The following is a 17,818-nucleotide window of genomic DNA, read 5'->3' as shown; positions in this document are numbered from 1 at the left end:
CGTCTTGGGATTGTCCCAGACGGTCACCAGCGGCACGCCGCCGAACGCCTCGAGAGCGGCGAGCAGGGCACGGATGAGCGTCTCCTCGCGCTCGTCGGGGACGAGCACCACGTGCACGATGCGGCTCCACTTCAGCCGGCTGGCGAAGAAGTGCACGCGTTCGAGGCGACCGTCCTGGTAGCGGACGTCGACCTGGCCGAAGTCATGCTGGCTGAACTCCCCGGGCACGCCTTCGAACCGGACCAGGGGTGCCAGCGGCCTGGGGCGGAGCCGGCGCACCAGCTCGTAGACTGCACTCTTGCCGCCCCGGTACCGATGCTCTTCCCGGAGCCGGCGCACGATCTCGATGCCGGGCACCGCGTGATCCTCCCGCAGCCAGGCCTCGACCTGGCTGGCCCACGGCGCGGCCGTCGAAGGCCGACCGATCTTCCGGGTTTCGATCAGCGCCGCGGTGTCCCCGGTCGTGACGGGCGCTTCCCGTTCGATGCGCCGGACGCTGCGGACCGAGGTCTCCGTCTTCGCCGCGACCGCTCTCTGGGCCATTCCGACTGCGCGCAAAATCTGGATCTCATGCCGAGTCATGGCGGCGATCACCCCTCCCCCTCTCCGGGCGCCGCTTCGGGCCGCGGCGCGCACGGGAAGAGCCTGAGCTCAGGGCTGGTGACCGGCCAACATTTCCGGAAAGGGAGGGGTCAGAGTTTCCGGAACCCGCAACGCCCATCGGGGCCATTGATCGCCCGGCGCCCGGCGGTAGTAGCCGACCCGCACCCAGGGCTCCGCGTGGCGATCAAACTCGATGACATCGACGACGTTCCAGTACGTTGCCAGGCCGGCCATCCCTCGGCGCGGGGGGCTGACGCGCCGACTCCGCAGACGGCCTCGCTGCATGCCCTCGGTGGGGGAGGGATACGCAAAGCTGACTGCCGGTTGAGCTCCACGACCCCGCGCGCTGGGGCTATCTGACCGGCTGGCGGGTCGGCGAGATCCGCTCGCTGCGCTGGGGGGACGTCGATGTCGAGGGCCGGGCCCTGCGGCTCTCGTGGCGCAAGTCCAAGAACAAGCAGGCGCGGACGATGGTCCTCTATGGTGATCTCGCGGCGATCATTGATCGCGCCTCCGCGGCCCGGACCAAACGGACGGTCCAGGGCCTGCCCGATCCGGGGACGGTGTTCTGCCGGGCCGACGGCCAGGCCCTGGGTCACTTCCACAAGGCGTGGACTACCGCCTGCATCGAGGCGGGCGCCTACAGCGTCGTCAGTGACGCCGAGGCGGCCGCCCATCCCCGTGGCCTCAGCGTGGTCGTTGACCCCGTCAGCGGCGCCCGGCAGAAGGTCCGGGCACGGCTCTTCCACGATCTGCGGCGGACCGCAGCGCGCAACCTCCGCCGGGCGGGCAACTCCGAGAGCGATTGCATGGCGGTCACGGGCCACAAGACCGCGGCGATCTTCCGGCGGTACTCGATCGTCGATGAGGAGGATCTGCGGGCGACCATCATCCGCACCCAGGCGTATGTCGATACCCTGCCGACGACCGCCCCGACGGCCCCCCAGGCGGAGGGCCGTTCGCGATGACGACCTCTGAGAGTTCTCTGGGTGTTTGAGGGGCCGGCCGGCCGGCCCCTCACCCTAACCTCTCGGGTTTGTTGGTTATAGGCTAGACTAGGCCATGAGGCGAAATGGTTTTGACAACGAAATCCGACGGTCCGTATAACAGATTAGCTATGCCGGTGGATGACGCGACGACCGCCAACGCCATCCGTCGGCAGGAGGAACGGCTGCAGCGGGATCCCAGCTCGCTCGCGTTCGCCCAGCTCGCCGACCTCTACCGGAAGGTCGGCCGGACGGAAGATGCCATCAGGCTGTGTCGGGAAGGACTGGAACGATATCCTCACTACACGACGGCGCGACTGATCCTCGCCAAGGCCCTGCTCGGTCAGGACGAGCTCGACGAGGCCCTCGCCGAGCTGTCGGCGATTCTCGCCGTCAGCCCGAACGACGTCCAATGTCACCGGTTAGCGGCGGAGACTCATCGGCGGCAGGGTCGACTCGACGTCGCCGTCCAGCATCTGGAGACCGCCGTGCGGCTGGACGGCGGCGATCGCGAGTCCCGGGCTCTCCTGGGTCTGTTGCGGGCAGCGCCACCGGCCGCCAACGAGGCGGCTGGCCTGGGCCGAGTGCTGGCCGACGATACGTTCGCGACGGCCTCCTTCGGCCGGGCCTGCCTGGAGCAGAACCTCGCCGACGAAGCGGCCCAGGTCTTCGGCCGCATGCTGCGTCACGAGCCGGACAATTCCGACGCGCGCCAGGGGCTGGAGCAGGCGCTCCGGATGCGCCTCCGTCGTAAAGGTTGAGCTATGCAAGTGTCGACGGCTGAGTTCAAAAAGGGGCTTCGCATCGTCTTCGATGGCGAGCCGTACGCGATCGTCGACTTCCAGCACGTCAAGCCGGGCAAGGGCGGGGCGTTCGTTCGCACCAAGCTCAAGCACATGCGACGCGGCAACGTGATCGATAACACCTTCCGTTCGGGCGAGAAGGTCGACCTGGTCGACTTCGAGGAAAAGACGATGCAGTTCCTGTACCGAGACGACCGCTATCACTTCATGGATCTCGAATCCTACGAGCAGGTGGGGCTCGGAGAGGACGAGGTGGGCGACGTCCGCGACTACCTCAAGGAGAACATGCAGGTGGAGATGCTATACATCGACGGCGCACCCGTCGCCATCGACCTGCCGAATTTTGTCGAGCTGGCCATCGTCGAGACTGAACCGGGCGTGCGGGGCGACACTGCGCAGGGTGGCTCCAAGCCCGCTCGTCTGGAGACGGGCGCCGTCATTCAGGTGCCGCTCTTTCTCAACGAGGGCGACGTCGTGAAGGTTGACACGCGGACCGGGGTGTACCTGGGTCGCGTGGCGGCGGCCGGCTGATGCCGTCCAGCGGACCAGCGCCGCGCGGGCAGGCCGACATCACCGAACTGGCTCGCCAGCTCGCGCTCCTGTTGAAGGAGCTGGACCTGACCGAGATCGAAGCCAGTATCGGCGAGCTGCGGGTCCGGCTGCAGCGCGGCCGAGCGGTGGCGCCCGTGGCCGCTCCGCCAGCCGACCCGTCCGGGACCGTGGCGCCTGCCCCCGTCGTCGACGCGGTCGCCGCGGCCAAGCTCACCACCATCGAGGCGCCGATGGTCGGCACCTTCTATCGCGCATCGTCACCGACCGCCGAACCGTACGTCCGCGAAGGCGACATCGTGAAGGAAGGGCAGATCCTCTGCATCATCGAAGCGATGAAGCTGATGAACGAGATCGAGTCGAAGGCCAGTGGCCGCATCGTCAAGATCCTGGTCGAGAACGGCCAGCCGGTCGAGTACGGCCAGCCGCTCGTCCTGATCGACCCTGCGGGCTGACGTGCCGCGGCCACAGTGGCGCAGCCTCCTGGGGAGCTGAACCAGTTGGCCTTCCGGCGCGGCACGGGCATGGCGTCGGATGTCGGGACTCTGATCGGGCGCCGTCAGTGCGGCCGGCTGACTTTCCGGCGGGGCACGGGCGTGGCGCCAGCCCGGGTGCCCGTGCCCTGTTAAGAGCCATGTTCCACAAGATTCTCATCGCGAACCGTGGGGAGATCGCCTTGAGGATCATCCGGACCTGCCGGGAGCTGGGCATCCGTACGGTGGTCGCCCACTCCACGGCCGATGCCCAGTCCCTGCCGGTGAGGCTCGCCGACGAGTCGATCTGCATCGGCCCCAACGATCCGCGCTCCAGCTACCTCAACATCCCCTCGATCATCTCGGCGGCCGCCATCACCGATAGCGAGGCCATCCATCCCGGCTACGGCTTCCTCGCCGAGAACCCCAGCTTCGCCGACATCTGCCGGACCTGCGGGATCACGTTCATCGGCCCGTCACCTGAGGCCATCCGGCTCATGGGCGACAAGGCCCAGGCGCGCCAGATCGCCAAGCAGGCAGGGGTGCCGGTCGTGCCGGGCAGCGAACAGCCCCTCCGCGACGCCGGCGAGGCTCAGGCGGTGGCCGACGACATCGGCTACCCGGTCATCTTCAAGGCGGCGGCGGGTGGGGGCGGTCGCGGCATGCGTATCGTTCGCGACCGCGAGAGCGTGGCCCAGGCGTTCGCGGCATGTCAGTCCGAAGCGGCGGCGGCCTTCGGCTCCTCCGATATCTACAGCGAGAAGTACATCGAGGAAGCCCGGCACGTGGAGGTGCAGGTGCTGGGTGACCAGCACGGCATCCGCGTCCACCTGGGGGAGCGTGACTGCACCGTGCAGCGGCGACACCAGAAACTGATCGAGGAATCGCCGGCGCCCCGACTGAGCCCCGGGACCCGGGCCGGGCTCCACCGGGCGGGATTGCTGGCCGCCTCCGCCGTGAACTACGTCAGTGCGGGGACCGTCGAGTTTCTGGTGGACCTTGAGGGGAACTTCTACTTCATCGAGATGAACACGCGGATTCAAGTCGAGCATCCGGTCACGGAGATGGTCACCGGCATCGACCTCATCCGTGAGCAGATCCGGATCGCCGCCGGTGAGGCTCTCGACTATCGTCAGGAGGACGTGAGGTTCGATGGCCACGCCATCGAGTGCCGGATCAACGCGGAGGACCCCGAGACCTTCGCCCCCAGCGCCGGGCGCGTGACGGCCTGGATCCCGCCCGGTGGCTTCGGCGTCCGCGTGGATAGTCACCTCATGGTGCCCTATGCGGTGCCGCCCTTCTACGATTCGCTCATCGCCAAGATCATCGTCCACGGTCGGGACCGGGAGGAGGCCGTCGAGCGCATGCGGCGGGCGCTGGCCGAGACGAGCGTGGAGGGTGTGAAGACGTCGATCCCCTTCCAGCTGAAGGTCCTCGCCGATCCCGCCTTCATGGAGGGCCGTTTCACCAGCGCCGATAGCCGCCGGCAGCACTCCTGAAATGGATCCGAGCCTCTACGTCATCCTCGACCGGACCGTGGCCCGCGGCCGCGATCTCGTCACCCTGCTCGAGGCGACTATCGCCGGTGGCTGCCGCATGGTGCAGCTTCGCGAGAAGCAATGGCCCTCCGGACGGCTCCTGGCGCTGGCCGGCCAGTTGCTGGCGCGCTGTCGCGAGGCCGGCGCCACCTTCATCGTGAACGACCGCGTGGACCTGGCCGTGGCGCTGGGAGCCAACGGGGTGCATGTCGGCCAGGACGACCTGCCGCCGCGCCTGGCCCGCCCGATGTTGCGGCCAGGGATGCTGCTCGGCGTGTCCACGCACAGCCTGGAGCAGGCCCGGGCGGCTCAGGCTGCGGGCGCGGACTACGTGGCAGTGGGCGCGATGTTCCCTACGGCCACCAAACCCGACTTCGAGCTCGTCGGCCCCGATCTCATCCGAAAGCTCCGAACCGAGATCCGTGCACCCCTCATCGGAATCGGCGGAATCACGCATGACAACGTGGGCGAGGTCATCCAGGCGGGCGCCGCCGGCGTCGCGGTCATCTCCGCGGTGTGCGCCGCCGACGATCCGGAGCACGCCACCCGGCGCTTCATCGAGGCGATCCGGGCCGCCCGCGCCTTGACCCCGGATGTCCGCTCGCTATAATGGCGCGCAAGTCTCGATAATGGCGCGCGAGTCCGGCCCTACCGCAGGCAGGAGGGATGTCCGATGACGCATGTGATCAGATCTGTTCTCTTGCTGTCGCTGGTGCTCGGCCTGGCGCTGGTCCCCGCGACTGGTCCCCTTCAGGCGCAAAGCAAGGGCACCATCAAGATCGCCACACAGAGTCCGCTGAGCGGCGGGCAGGCCGCCCTCGGTGAGGGGATCAAGCTCGGTGCTCAGCTCGCGGTCGAGAAGTTCAAGGCCGGCGTCGAGAAGCTGGGCTACAAGGTCGAGCTCGTGCCCTACGACGACCAGGCCAAGCCCGATGTGGGCGTGGCCAACGCCAGGAACATCATCGCCGATAAGGACATCCTCGCCGTCGTCGGACACCTGAACTCCGGCGTCGCCATTCCCTCGTCCGAGGTCTATCGGGAAGTGAACCTGGCCATGGTATCGCCGGCCAACACCAATCCGACGGTCACTGACCGGGGATATCCCAACATCTATCGGGTGTGCGGTCGCGACGACGTCCAGGGGGTGGTCGGGTCGGAGTTCGCGGCAAGCTTGAAGATCAAGTCGGTCTACATCATCCACGACAAGACCACCTATGGGCAGGGCGTCGCGGAGTATTTCCGTGACGACGCCAAGAAGAAGGGGCTCACCGTCCTCGGTTTCGAGGGGACGGAAGAAAAGTCGAACTTCGATCCCATCATCACGCCCTTGCGAGCCAAGAATCCGGACTTGATCTACTTCGGCGGCATTTACGAGCAGGCGGCGCCCTTCTTCAAGCAGGCCCGCGAGAAGGGCGTGAAAGCGAAGTTCATGGGGCCCGATGGGCTGGACTCCTCGGACCTGGCCAAGATCGGCGGGAAAGCCGTGGTGGGCATGTACTACACCTCGGTGGCCGGGCCGGTGACCAAATATCCCAAGGCCAAGGCGTTCGCCGAAGAATTCCGGAAGAAGTTCGGCAAGAATCCCGAGCCGTTCTCGGCCCAGGCCTACGATGCCGCCACCATCACCCTGAAGGCCATGGAGATGGCCGGCAAGAGCGGTAAGAAGCTCAGCCGCGAGGACGTCTCCACCGCCGTCCGCAAGGTGAAGCACTCGGGAATCACCGGCACGTGGGAGTTCGATGACAAGGGGGACCCCCGCAGCGCGCTGTACTTCGTCCTCCAGGTGGCCAGTGACGATCCCCAGAAGTGGGGCGAGAACAAGGAGGTCAAGCGGCTGACCATCGCTGCGCCGTCGCTGAAGAAGAAGTAGCGACTATCAACGAGACGACGTCAGGGTGGGCGGATCGCGCCTCTGCGACCGCGATGGCTGAAGGGATCGGGCCACCGGCCCGGGACCCCTAACCGATGGACTTCGAGCTTCTCGTCGGGATCCTGCCTCAGGTCCTGCTCGACGGCATCATCCTCGGCTTCATGTACGCCCTCATCGCGTTGGGCTACACCATGGTCTACGGGGTGCTGGAGTTCATCAATTTCGCCCACTCCGAGATCTTCATCATCGGTGCCTTCGTGGGCGTCGAGATCATGCTCGGCCTGCAGAGCGCCGGCCTGCTCGACGCGCTGCCCTGGCCGGTAGTGCTGATCCTGGTCCTGATGGCCGGCATCGCCGCCAGTGGGCTGGTGGCGGTGACCGTAGAGCGGGTGGCCTACCGGCCCCTGCGCGGCACGCCACGCTTGATCCCGCTCATCTCGGCCATCGGGATCTCGTTCTTCCTGCAGGACTTGATCCGGCTGATCGAGTCCCTCTGGCGCAATGCCTTCAACCTCGTCTACCCCACCATCGACGCCCTGAACCATCGCTTCGTCCTGACGGCGACGATCGACATCTCGGTGAAGTCCCTGGTGGTCATCGCGGCCGCCCTGGGCATCCTCTGGCTCCTCCACGCCGTGGTCAACCGCACGCGGGTGGGTACCGCCATCCGTGCGGTGGCCGAAGATCAGGCCGCGGCCAGCCTGATGGGCATCAACGTCAATCGCATCGTCTCCCTGACGTTTCTGATCGGTGGAGCCATGGGCGGGGCCGCCGGTGTGCTGTTCGGCGTGCAATACGGGCTCATCAATCCGTACACGGGGTTCATTCCCGGGCTCAAGGCTTTCACCGCCGCGGTGCTGGGCGGTATCGGCAACATCCCGGGCGCCATGCTGGGCGGGCTCGTCCTGGGCTTGCTGGAGGCTTTCGCCGCCTCCTACCTGTCGCTGCTCACCAATGGGGCCTTCGGCGCCGAGTACAAAGACATTTTCGCCTTCTCCGTCCTGATCCTCATCCTCATCTTCCGGCCCAAGGGTCTCCTCGGCGAGGTCGTGCGGGAGCGGGCGTGATCCTTCACACCGTGCTCGCCGTCGCCGCCGTCGCCGTCTCCAGCCTTGCCGTCGCGGTGTTTCCCCGCTCGGTGCTGGCCTTCCTGCTCTTCCAGGGCTCGCTGCTCTTCGTCTATCTGGCGCGCATTCCCACTTGGCTGCGCGCGGCGCTGCTGGGGAGTGCCCTACTCGTCCTGATGCCGCTCATCGGGGCCTACAACGGGTACTATCTCGAGGTCGCCACGCAGGTCGGGATCTTCGTGGCCCTGGCGCTCGGGCTGAATATCGTGGTCGGGCTCGCCGGTCTGCTCGACCTCGGATACGTGGCATTCTTCGCCGTGGGAGCCTACACGTGGGCCATCTTCGGCTCCCCCCATGCCAACCTGATCTTCGGCGGGGGATTCCCGTTGAGCCCGGGGTGGTTCTATGTCTTCCTTTTCGTGGGGCTCGTCGTGGCAGCCGGGGCTGGCATCCTGCTCGGCCTGCCGGTGCTGCGCCTGCATGGTGACTATCTGGCCATCGTGACCCTGGGCTTCGGAGAGGTCATTCGGGTCCTGGCCAACAACCTGGACAAGCCCATCAATATCACCAACGGCCCCAAGGGGATCACCCCCATCGTGCGCCCCGCGACCCTGTGGGGATTGCCCTACGGGGAGTACTTCTATTTCCTCGTCCTGTTGATCGTGGGGGCAGTCATCCTCGTCAATCGCCGGCTCGAGGACTCCCATGTCGGGCGAGCGTGGGAGGCGATCCGGGAAGACGAGCTGGCGGCCCGGGCCATGGGAGTGCCGCTGGTCCGCATGAAGCTCCTGGCGTTCGCCTGCGGCGCGTCCTTTGCCGGGATCATGGGCGTGATGTTCTCGGCCAAGCAGGTGTTCATCAATCCCGAGTCGTTCACCTTTCTCGAGTCGATCGGCGTGCTGGCCATGGTCATCCTGGGCGGCATGGGATCGATCCCGGGCGCCGTGCTGGGGGCCACGGCGGTGACGGTTCTCAATCTGCAAGTGCTCAAAGGCCTGTCGCTCTGGCTGAACGAGCTCAAGAACGCCGGGGTCACCGTGCTGGGATACAACCTGGCCGACCTGCCGACCCAGTTCGAGCCGGCCAAGTACGAGCGGATGATCTTCGGGATGATCCTGGTCCTCATGATGATCTTCCGGCCCCAGGGGATCCTGCCCGCCCGGCGACGGCAGCGCGAGCTGGCCGAGCCGGCCGCGCCGAGCACGCGCCGCGCCGAGGCGACTACGACATGAGCGCGCTGCTCGAAGCGCGCGGTGTCAGCAAACGCTTCGGTGGGCTGACCGCTGTGAACCGTGTCGACTTCGCGCTGGAGCCCGGGATCACGTCGATCATCGGCCCCAACGGCGCCGGCAAGACAACCCTGTTCAACATCTTGACCGGGCTCTACACTCCCGACGAGGGCACCATCGCATTCGGGGGCCGGCCGCTGGTCGGTCTCCGCCCCGACCAGATCACCGCGCTGGGTATCTGCCGGACGTTTCAGAACATCCGACTGTTCGCCAACATGACGGCCATCGAAAACGTGCTGGTCGGCATGCACGCCCGCGTGGACCTGCGCCTGTGGGACGTCCTGGTTCGAGGTCGCACGTTCAGACACGTGGAGACCGGCCTCTGGGAGGCGGCGGTCGCGCTCCTCGAGCGCGTCGGCCTGCGGGCCGGCGCCAACGAGATCAGCCGGAACCTGCCCTACGGCGACCAGCGCCGCCTGGAAATCGCTCGGGCCCTGGCCTCCCAACCCACCCTGCTGCTCCTCGACGAGCCTTCGGCGGGGATGACGCAGGGCGAAGCCGCCGCCCTCATGGCCCTGCTCCGACAGCTGGTCACCGAGCTCGGGCTGGCCATCCTGCTCATCGAGCACAACATGCGGATCGTCATGGAGGTCTCCGATCGTGTCACGGTGCTGGACCACGGCGAGAAGATCGCCGAGGGCCCGCCCCAGCAGGTGCAGGCCGATCCCCGGGTGATCGAGGCCTACCTGGGCCGCGGTTCCTGGGCCCGTACCCGAACGACCCGTGCTGAGCGTTGACGACCTGCACGTCTTCTACGGGGAGATCCACGCGCTCAAAGGCGTGTCGCTGGAGGTCGCCCGCGGCGAGATCGTCGCCCTGCTCGGCAACAACGGCGCGGGGAAGACCACGACCCTCAAGACCATCTCGGGGCTGCTGGCGCCCCGTCGCGGCCGCATCGCCCTCGACGACCAGTCCCTCGTCGGGATGCCCGCCCACGACGTGGTGTTGCACGGCATCGCTCATGTGCCCGAGGGCCGCCGGATCTTCAACCGGCTGACCGTCCGCGAGAACCTCATGATGGGCGCCTACCTGCGGCGCGACGGCGGTGTCCTGCACGACCTGGATCGGGTGTTCGCCCTGTTTCCGCGTCTGCACGAGCGCTTGAGCCAGGTGGCCGGCACCCTGTCGGGAGGTGAGCAGCAGATGCTGGCCATCGGCCGCGCCCTGATGGCGAACCCGCGCCTGCTGTTGCTGGACGAGCCCAGCATGGGGTTGGCCCCCGTGCTCGTCGAACAGATCTTCGCCACGATCGCCGACATCAACCGCCAAGGCATCACGATCCTGCTCGTGGAACAGAACGCGGCGATGGCGCTCGGCGTGGCCCACCGCGGCTACGTCCTCGAAACGGGGACCATCGCCCTGACCGGGACGGCGGATGCCCTGGTCGAGGACCCGGCCGTGCGCCGAGCCTATCTCGGCGACTGATCGAGAACGGGAGGCGGACCATGCTCGGACAGGGGCTGACCTGGGAACAGACCACCGTGGGGGCGGTGTATCGAACGCTGGCCCGCACCGTGTCCGAGACGGACATCGTGAACTTCGTGAACCTCTGCGGCTTCAGCGAGCCGCTCTTCATGGACATGGAGTATGTTGCCCGGGAGTCGGTATTCGGCCGCCGTGTCGCCCCGGGCGCGCTGACCTTCGCCCTGTCCGAGGGCCTCGTCATGCAAACGGGCCTCATCCATGGCACCGGCATGGCCTGGCTGGGAGGCGAGATACGGCTGGTGGCGCCCGTGCTCCAGGGCGACACCATCCACGTCGAAATCGAGGTCGTCGACAAGCGAGACACCAAGAAGCCGGATCGGGGGATCGTCACCTACCAGCACCGCGTCCTGAACCAGCGCGGCGAAGTCGTCCTGGAGAGCCGGGTCCAGCGAATGATCCGCCGCGACGCCGGCCCCGGCACGGAGGTTCATCGGTGAGCGTCAGTCGAGTCGTGCAGATCAACATTTCGGCGGGAGGAGTCCCGAAGCTGCCCACGGCGGCGGTCCGTGTCACGCGCGAAGGACTGGTCGGGGATGGCCACCGTGACGCGGAGCACCACGGCGGCCCCGAGCGGGCTGTCTGTCTCTACGCCCTGGAGGCCATCGACGCGCTTCAGCGGGAGGGCCATCCCATCCGGCCAGGGAGCCTGGGCGAGAACCTCACCGTCCAGGGTCTGGACTGGAGGGCCATCACGCCCGGCACCACCCTGAGGATCGGCCAGGAGGTGATCCTCCAGGTCACTCGCTATACCAGCCCGTGTGCCAACATCCGCCTCGCCTTCGCCGGCGGGGACTACGCGCGGGTCTCCCAGAAGCATCACCCCGGCTGGAGCCGTGTCTACGCCAGCGTCCTGCGGGAGGGAACCGTCCGTCAGGACGACGCCGTCCTGGTACTGAGCGCGGCCGAGGCGGCCGCCCTTCGCCCGGGAGGCCGGTGAGGGCGACCGCCGACGTCGTCATCGTCGGTGGCGGCGTCACCGGAGCCTCCATCGCGTTTCATCTGGCCCGGGCCGGCGTGCGCGACGTCGTCGTGCTCGAACGCCGGTTTCTGGCGTCCGGGGGGACGGGCCGGTCGGTGGGCATCATTCGCCAGCTCTACCCGACCGCCGAGATGACGCACATGGTCCTTCGGTCCCTGGACGTCTACCGCCGCTTCGACGAATTGGTCGGCGGCGAGGCGGGTTACGTCGGCTGCGGGGCGCTCATCGCCGTGGGATCCAGCATGCGCCCTCGGCTGGAACGGGTTCTCGCGCTCCAGCGACCGCTCGGGGTGCGGGCCGAGCTCCTCAGCCCCGCCGATGCCGCGCGCGTCGAGCCCCGCGTCGATCCTGCGTGCCTGACCGGCGTCGTCTACGAGCCCGATTCCGGCTACGCCGATCCCTCCGCGGTGACGCTGGCCTACGCGGCTGCGGCCCGTCGGCTGGGCGTGGCCGTGGAGCAAGGCCACGAGGTGACCAGAATACTGACGCACGCGGATCGCGTGACGGGGGTGGCGACGGCCGGAGGGGACGTCGTCACGGCTCCGGTGGTGGTGAATGCCGCGGGGTTGTGGTCGCCACGTGTGGCGGCGCTAGCCGGGATCACGTTGCCCATCGTCATCGGCCGCCATCCCGTGTTCATCGTGGAGCGCGACCCCGGGTTCGGCCCGCCCCATCGCGTCTTCCTCGACCTCGGGGGCGGCGCCTACGTCCGCCCGGAGACCGGCGCTCTCACGTTGACCGGCTCCCTCACCGACGACGAACGCCAGCACCCGGTGGATCCGGAGCTCCTGGGAAGCGAAGCGGGATTCGCCGAGGCGACGGAAGCGCTGGAGCGTAGCAGCCGCGCGATGCCACGCCTGGCCGAGGCTCGCTACCGCCGGGGGTACGTGGGGGCCTTCGACATCACGCCGGACTGGATGCCGATCCTGGACCAGTCGCCGCTGGCCGGTCTGTGGATCGCGGCCGGCCTGAGCGGCCACGGGTTCAAGCTGGCCCCGGCCATCGGCGAGATGATGGCCGCCCTCATCACCGGGGCATCGCCGCCCGTCAACGCAGTCCCGTTTCGATTCGATCGCTTCGCGGTCGTCCCATCCGGCAGCTTCGTGTCATCCTACCTGCCGTGACGGTGTAGACTGCCGTCGTGACGGCACGCCTCGGTGTGGACATCGGCGGCACGTTCACGGATCTCGTCGTCGTCGACGAGATGTCCGGAACCCTGACCGTCGGCAAGGTTCTGACCACGCCCAAAGATCCCGCCCACGGCGTGGAGGAAGGGATTCGCGGCCTGCTCCAGGAAGCCCGCCTGCACGCCGGCGATGTTCGCGACGTCATCCACGGCACCACGCTGGCGACCAACGCGCTCATCGAACGCAAGGGCGCCCGCACGGGCCTGCTGACGACGGCAGGCTTCCGGGACGTGCTGGAGATCCGGCACGAGGGGCGCTACGACATGTACGATCTCCTCATCGATCCGCCGCCCCCGCTCGTCCCTCGCCATCTCCGCCGCGAGATCCCGGAACGCCTGCTCGCCGACGGATCGGCCCAGCAGGAGCTCGACGAGTCCGTGGCCCGGCGCGTCGTCCAGGATCTGGTGAGCGGCGGCATCGAAGCCCTGGCCATCTGTCTGCTGCACTCTTACGTCAACCCTGCTCACGAGCGTCGCCTGGCGACGCTGGTCGAGCAGGTCGCTCCGGGCCTGCCAGTGGCGTGCTCGGCCGATGTGGTGCCCGAGATCCGAGAGTACGAGCGCGCCTCCACGACCACGGCCAACGTGTACGTGATGCCGCTTATGGCCCGCTACCTCGAAGACCTGGAGCGCCGGCTGGCCGAGCGCGGGATCCCCGGCCAGCTCTACATCATGCAGTCGTCGGGCGGCATCGCCCTGCCGGCCGACGCCAGGCGACTGCCCATCCGCCTCGTCGAGTCGGGCCCCGCCGCCGGCGCGCTGGCCGCAGCCCAGGCTGCGCGCGAGCGCCGCGAGCCACGCTTGCTATCGTTCGATATGGGCGGCACCACCGCCAAGGCCTGCGTCATCGATGGGGGCCTCCCGCTGGTGGCGCGGGAGTTCGAGGTGGCTCGGGCCGATCGGTTCAAAAAGGGCTCGGGCCTTCCCATCCGTGTGCCCGTCATCGAGATGATCGAGATCGGAGCCGGCGGCGGCTCGATCGCTCGGGTGGACCACATGGGTCTCCTGAAGATCGGCCCCGACAGCGCGGGAGCCGATCCGGGCCCTGCCTGCTACAACCTGGGCGGGCGCCTGCCGACAGTGACCGACGCCGATCTCCTGCTCGGCTATCTGGAGGCCGAATTCTTCCTGGGGGGCCGCATGCCGCTCTCACGCGAAGCCGCCGAGCGGGCCATCGTCGACCACATCGCCCGGCCTCTGGGGATCGATATCGTGCAGGCGGCCTGGGGTATCCACCGCGTCGTCAACGAGAACATGGCAGCGGCCGCGCGCATCCACGGCATCGAGCGTGGCAAGGACCTGCGCCAGTACCCGCTCTTCGCATTCGGGGGGGCCGGCCCCGGGCACTGCTGGCAGGTCGCCCGCATCCTGAAGCTTCCCCGGATCCTGCTGCCCTTCGGGGCGGGCGCCATGTCGGCCTATGGGCTGCTGGCCGCGCCGCTGGCCTTCGACTTCGTTCGAACCCGACGCCTGCGGCTGGATGCCGCCGACTGGTCCTTTGTCAACGCGCTCTACGCCGACATAGAAGCTCAGGGTCGGGCCCTACTGGCGCGCGCCGGCGTGGCCGCGGCCGACGTGCAGGTGACCCGGCTGGCGGAGATGCGTTACCTCGGCCAGGGTCACGAGGTCGAAGCCGCGGTGCCAGCGGGAGAATTGTCAGCAGCCAGTCTGTCCCTCATCACTGCGGCCTTCGAGGCGGCCTACCGCGCGCTCTACCATCGGCTGCCCCAAGGCGTGCCGATCGAGGTCCTCAACTGGCGCGTGACGCTCTCGGGGCCACGCCCCGCGCTGCGCCTCGGCGCGGCGGCCGGGGGGACGGCCGCCACGGTGGCCCCAGCGCTCAAGACCACCCGGTCGGCGTACTTCTCCGAGGCCCGGGGCTTCATCCCGACTCCCGTCTACGACCGCTACCGGCTGGGGCCAGGCATCTCGTTCGCTGGCCCGGCGATTCTCGAGGAGCGTGAGTCGACGGCGGTCATCGGACCGGGTGCTCGCTGTCGGGTGGATGAGGACCTGACCATCGTGGTGGAGCTGGATTGACGGTTCCGGCACGGTTCGATCCCGTCACCCTGGAGATCTGTTGGAACCGCCTCGTGGGGGTGGTGAACGAGCAAGCCACCGCGCTCCAGCGAACCTCCTTCACCTCGATCGTCCGCGAGGCCGGCGATCTTTCGGCCGGGGTCTTCGACCGCCGCGGCAACATGGTGGCCCAGGCCGTGACGGGCACGCCTGGGCACATCAACTCCATGGCCCTGGCCATGAAGCACGTCCTGGCCGCCTGCCCGCTCCCCACGCTGCGGCCCGGGGACGTGCTGATCACCAACGATCCGTGGAAGACGTCCGGTCACCTCAATGACGTTACGATCTGCACCCCAGTGTTTCGCGACACGGAGTGCGTTGGGTTCTTCGCCTCGACCTGCCACACGGCGGACATCGGCGGCCATGTCCTGTCGGCCGAGTCGCGCGAGGTCTACGAGGAAGGCCTGTTCATCCCCATCCTCAAGCTGTACGAGGCGGGCCAGCCCAACCAGACGCTGCTCGCCATGGTCCGGGCCAACGTGCGCGTGCCGGACATGGTGCTGGGAGACTTTCACGCGCAGATCGCGGGCGGCGCGGTGGGCGCCGAACGGCTGCTGGAGTTCATGGTCGAGTTCGGCCTGGATCGGCTGGAACCCCTGGCCGACGAGATCATCAGCCGCACCGAGCAGGCCATGCGCGAGGCGATCCGGCGCCTGCGGCCCGGACGCTACGAGCACGCCATCGTCTCCGATGGCTTCGACGAGCCCATCACGATCCGCGTCTGCTGCGAGGTCCGCGGTGGCGAGCTCGGAATCGACTTCGCCGGCTCGTCGCCGGCAAGCCGCCGGGGCATCAACGTCACGATGAACTACACCGAGGCCTACACCACGTACGGGGTCAAGGTCATCGTCAGCCCGGATGTCCCCAACAACGAGGGCGCCTTCCGGCCTCTTCGGATCAGCGCCCCCGTGGACTGCATCCTCAATGCCCAACCGCCGGTGGCGGTAGCGGCCCGCCACGTCATCGGCCATTTTCTGCCTCACGTCATCGCGGGGGCGCTCGGCCAGGCGGTCCCCGACCGGGTCATGGCCGAAGGGTCTGCCAACATCTGGGGTATCCAGGTCGCCGGCCGGGATCTGCAGAGCCGTCCCTTCACTCACGTGTTCTTCTGCTCGGGTGGCACCGGCGCCCGCGCGGTGAAGGATGGGCTGAACGCCACCGCCTTTCCCTCGGGGGTCCTCGGCACGCCCGTGGAAATCCTGGAATCCACGACGCCTCTGATCGTCGAGCGCAAAGAGCTGCGGGCCGGCTCCGGCGGCGCTGGTAGGTTCCGGGGGGGCCTCGGCCAGACGATCGCCTTCCGGGTCAGGAGCCGCGAGCCCTTCACGTGCTCTGTCCTCGGTGACCGCACCCGGGTCCCCGCTCGCGGCTTTCTCGGCGGGGGGCCAGGCGCCCTGGGCGAGGTGCTGATCGACGGCGCCCGTCCGGGCAACCCCAAGCAGGAGCACCTGGTCGGCCCCGGCGGACTGGTCGAGGTGAGGCTGCCAGGCGGAGGCGGCTATGGCCATCCCGCGGAGCGGGATCCCGACCTCGTCGCCCGCGACCGCCTCGAGGGCTACTGACCGCGCCGTCAGATCTTGCCGTACTCCTTGAGCCGCCGGTAGATCGTTCGGCGCGAGATCCCGAGCGCCCGGGCTGCCTCCTCCTTGTCGTTGTTGTGGACGGCCAGCGCTCGCAAGATGAGCTCCTTCTCCACCTCGGCCAGCGTGGGGACGTTCTTGGTGTCGACGGCCGGGGTCAGGGTGGAGCGAGCCGACAGGCTGGGGAGATCGGCCAGGGTGACGTGCTCGCGGGTGCCCATGGCGTACGCCCGCTCGATCAGGTTCTCGAGCTCCCTTACGTTGCCGGGGAAGTCGTAGGAGGCCAGGGCGGCCAGCGCGTCAGGCGTGATACCGCGGACGTCGCGCCGGAAGCGCTTGTTGAACCGACGGATGAAGTGGTTCACCAGAGCCGGCATGTCTTCGCGCCGGTCCCGCAACGGCGCCAGGGTGATCCGGATGACGTTCAGGCGGTAGAAGAGGTCCTGGCGAAACGCCCCGGCCTTCATGGCCTGCTCGAGGTTCCGGTTGGTCGCCGCGATCACGCGCACGTCGACCGGAAAGGCCTTGGTGGAGCCCACCGGGCGCACCTGCATCTCCTGGAGGACGCGCAGCAGCTTCACCTGGAGCTCGGGGGGCAGTTCGGCGATCTCGTCCAGGAAGATGGTGCCTTCGTTGGCGCCCCGGAAGAGTCCCAGAGCGTCGGACACCGCGCCCGAGAACGCACCCCGGACATGGCCGAAGAACTCGGACTCCAGCAGGTCGCGTGGGATGGCCGAGCAGTTCACGGGGATGAACGGCCCTTTGGCTCGGGCCGACAGACGGTGAATCGCGGCGGCCACCAGTTCCTTGCCGGTCCCGCTTTCCCCTTCCACCAGGACCGGCGAGTCGGTCACGGCAACCTTTCCGATGACGTCCTTCACCCGCTGCATGGCGGGAGAGCTGCCGATCAGCTCGCTGACGGTGAGCTCCTCGCCCAAGCGCATCCGCAGCGTCTGGACCTCACCCCGGAGGAAACGCCGCTCCATGAGCCGCTGCATCAGGTGGCGAAGCTCGTCGAGGATGAGGGGCTTGGACAGGTAGTCGTACGCGCCTTCCTTGAGCGCCTCGACGGCGGAGGCGATCGTCGGATAGCCGGTCATGATGACGACTTCCATCGACTCGTCCCGCTTCTTGAGCTCTCGGAGCAGGTCGATGCCGCTCATGTCGGGCATCCGCACGTCGGTCAGGGCGGCCTCGAAGACCTGCGTGCGGAGGGCGGCCAGAGCCTCGGCGGCGGTGCTGGCTGCGGTGACCTGGTAACCCCACTGGGAGAGTGCTTCCTCGAGGAGCATCAAGATCGATTTTTCGTCGTCAACGACAAGCACTCGCGC

General features: G+C 67.9%; 18 protein-coding genes. 16 read left to right on the top strand and 2 right to left on the bottom strand.

Annotated features, from left to right (window positions below; genetic code table 11):
* The coding region (locus tag VFR64_02210) for an IS21 family transposase (protein HET9488559.1) at positions 1 to 543 on the bottom strand (543 nt) is incomplete at its 3' end.
* 377 nt (positions 544 to 920) lie between these two features.
* Between VFR64_02210 and VFR64_02205 the strand changes: the two genes are divergently transcribed.
* The 16 genes from VFR64_02205 (at position 921) to VFR64_02130 (ending at position 16,469) form a co-directional block, all read left to right on the top strand.
* Entirely contained in the window at positions 921 to 1,571 is a 651-nt protein-coding gene (locus VFR64_02205; protein HET9488558.1) for a tyrosine-type recombinase/integrase, read from the top strand.
* A 155-nt stretch (positions 1,572 to 1,726) separates the two neighbouring features.
* Positions 1,727 to 2,350 (top strand): tetratricopeptide repeat protein, encoded by a 624-nt coding sequence (locus tag VFR64_02200; GenBank protein HET9488557.1) that lies wholly within the window; start codon positions 1,727 to 1,729, stop codon positions 2,348 to 2,350.
* Between the two features lie 3 nt (positions 2,351 to 2,353).
* Entirely contained in the window at positions 2,354 to 2,923 is a 570-nt protein-coding gene (efp, locus tag VFR64_02195; protein ID HET9488556.1) for an elongation factor P, read from the top strand.
* Positions 2,923 to 3,396, top strand: coding sequence for an acetyl-CoA carboxylase biotin carboxyl carrier protein (accB, locus tag VFR64_02190; protein ID HET9488555.1), 474 nt, complete (start codon positions 2,923 to 2,925; stop codon positions 3,394 to 3,396). Before efp ends, accB begins: the two co-directional genes overlap by 1 nt.
* A 179-nt stretch (positions 3,397 to 3,575) precedes the next feature.
* Positions 3,576 to 4,913 carry an acetyl-CoA carboxylase biotin carboxylase subunit gene (gene accC / locus VFR64_02185; GenBank protein ID HET9488554.1) on the top strand — a complete coding sequence of 446 codons (1,338 nt, stop codon included), beginning with the start codon at positions 3,576 to 3,578 and terminating at the stop codon, positions 4,911 to 4,913.
* A gap of 1 nt (position 4,914) precedes the next feature.
* On the top strand, positions 4,915 to 5,562 hold the full coding sequence (gene thiE, locus VFR64_02180; protein ID HET9488553.1) for a thiamine phosphate synthase: 648 nt from the start codon (positions 4,915 to 4,917) through the stop codon (positions 5,560 to 5,562).
* Positions 5,563 to 5,625: 63 nt separating this feature from the next.
* The gene (locus tag VFR64_02175) at positions 5,626 to 6,822 is read left to right on the top strand and encodes a branched-chain amino acid ABC transporter substrate-binding protein (protein ID HET9488552.1); all 1,197 of its coding nucleotides are present in this window, start codon (positions 5,626 to 5,628) and stop codon (positions 6,820 to 6,822) included.
* A 95-nt stretch (positions 6,823 to 6,917) separates the two neighbouring features.
* Positions 6,918 to 7,889, top strand: a complete 972-nt coding sequence (locus VFR64_02170) for a branched-chain amino acid ABC transporter permease (protein ID HET9488551.1) — start codon at positions 6,918 to 6,920, stop codon at positions 7,887 to 7,889.
* Complete coding sequence (locus VFR64_02165; protein HET9488550.1) at positions 7,886 to 9,121, top strand: branched-chain amino acid ABC transporter permease; 1,236 nt, start codon at positions 7,886 to 7,888, stop codon at positions 9,119 to 9,121. The genes VFR64_02170 and VFR64_02165 overlap by 4 nt, the downstream gene beginning before the upstream one ends.
* Positions 9,118 to 9,915, top strand: a complete 798-nt coding sequence (locus VFR64_02160) for an ABC transporter ATP-binding protein (protein HET9488549.1) — start codon at positions 9,118 to 9,120, stop codon at positions 9,913 to 9,915. Before VFR64_02165 ends, VFR64_02160 begins: the two co-directional genes overlap by 4 nt.
* On the top strand, positions 9,902 to 10,603 hold the full coding sequence (locus VFR64_02155; protein HET9488548.1) for an ABC transporter ATP-binding protein: 702 nt from the start codon (positions 9,902 to 9,904) through the stop codon (positions 10,601 to 10,603). The genes VFR64_02160 and VFR64_02155 overlap by 14 nt, the downstream gene beginning before the upstream one ends.
* A gap of 20 nt (positions 10,604 to 10,623) precedes the next feature.
* Complete coding sequence (locus tag VFR64_02150) at positions 10,624 to 11,100, top strand: MaoC/PaaZ C-terminal domain-containing protein (protein ID HET9488547.1); 477 nt, start codon at positions 10,624 to 10,626, stop codon at positions 11,098 to 11,100.
* The gene (locus tag VFR64_02145; protein ID HET9488546.1) at positions 11,097 to 11,600 is read left to right on the top strand and encodes an MOSC domain-containing protein; all 504 of its coding nucleotides are present in this window, start codon (positions 11,097 to 11,099) and stop codon (positions 11,598 to 11,600) included. The genes VFR64_02150 and VFR64_02145 overlap by 4 nt, the downstream gene beginning before the upstream one ends.
* Complete coding sequence (locus VFR64_02140; GenBank protein HET9488545.1) at positions 11,597 to 12,766, top strand: FAD-binding oxidoreductase; 1,170 nt, start codon at positions 11,597 to 11,599, stop codon at positions 12,764 to 12,766. The genes VFR64_02145 and VFR64_02140 overlap by 4 nt, the downstream gene beginning before the upstream one ends.
* Before the next feature lie 17 nt (positions 12,767 to 12,783).
* Entirely contained in the window at positions 12,784 to 14,868 is a 2,085-nt protein-coding gene (locus VFR64_02135) for a hydantoinase/oxoprolinase family protein (protein ID HET9488544.1), read from the top strand.
* Positions 14,865 to 16,469, top strand: coding sequence for a hydantoinase B/oxoprolinase family protein (locus VFR64_02130; GenBank protein ID HET9488543.1), 1,605 nt, complete (start codon positions 14,865 to 14,867; stop codon positions 16,467 to 16,469). Before VFR64_02135 ends, VFR64_02130 begins: the two co-directional genes overlap by 4 nt.
* An 8-nt stretch (positions 16,470 to 16,477) precedes the next feature.
* On the opposite strand, the gene VFR64_02125 is transcribed toward VFR64_02130, so the two are convergent.
* The gene (locus tag VFR64_02125) at positions 16,478 to 17,812 is read right to left on the bottom strand and encodes a sigma-54 dependent transcriptional regulator (protein ID HET9488542.1); all 1,335 of its coding nucleotides are present in this window, start codon (positions 17,810 to 17,812) and stop codon (positions 16,478 to 16,480) included.
* Positions 17,813 to 17,818: the final 6 nt, after the last annotated feature.

Source organism: Candidatus Methylomirabilota bacterium, from assembly GCA_035709005.1.
Taxonomy (GTDB): Bacteria; Methylomirabilota; Methylomirabilia; order Rokubacteriales; family CSP1-6; genus 40CM-4-69-5.
This window is presented reverse-complemented; position numbering and strand designations above follow the sequence as displayed.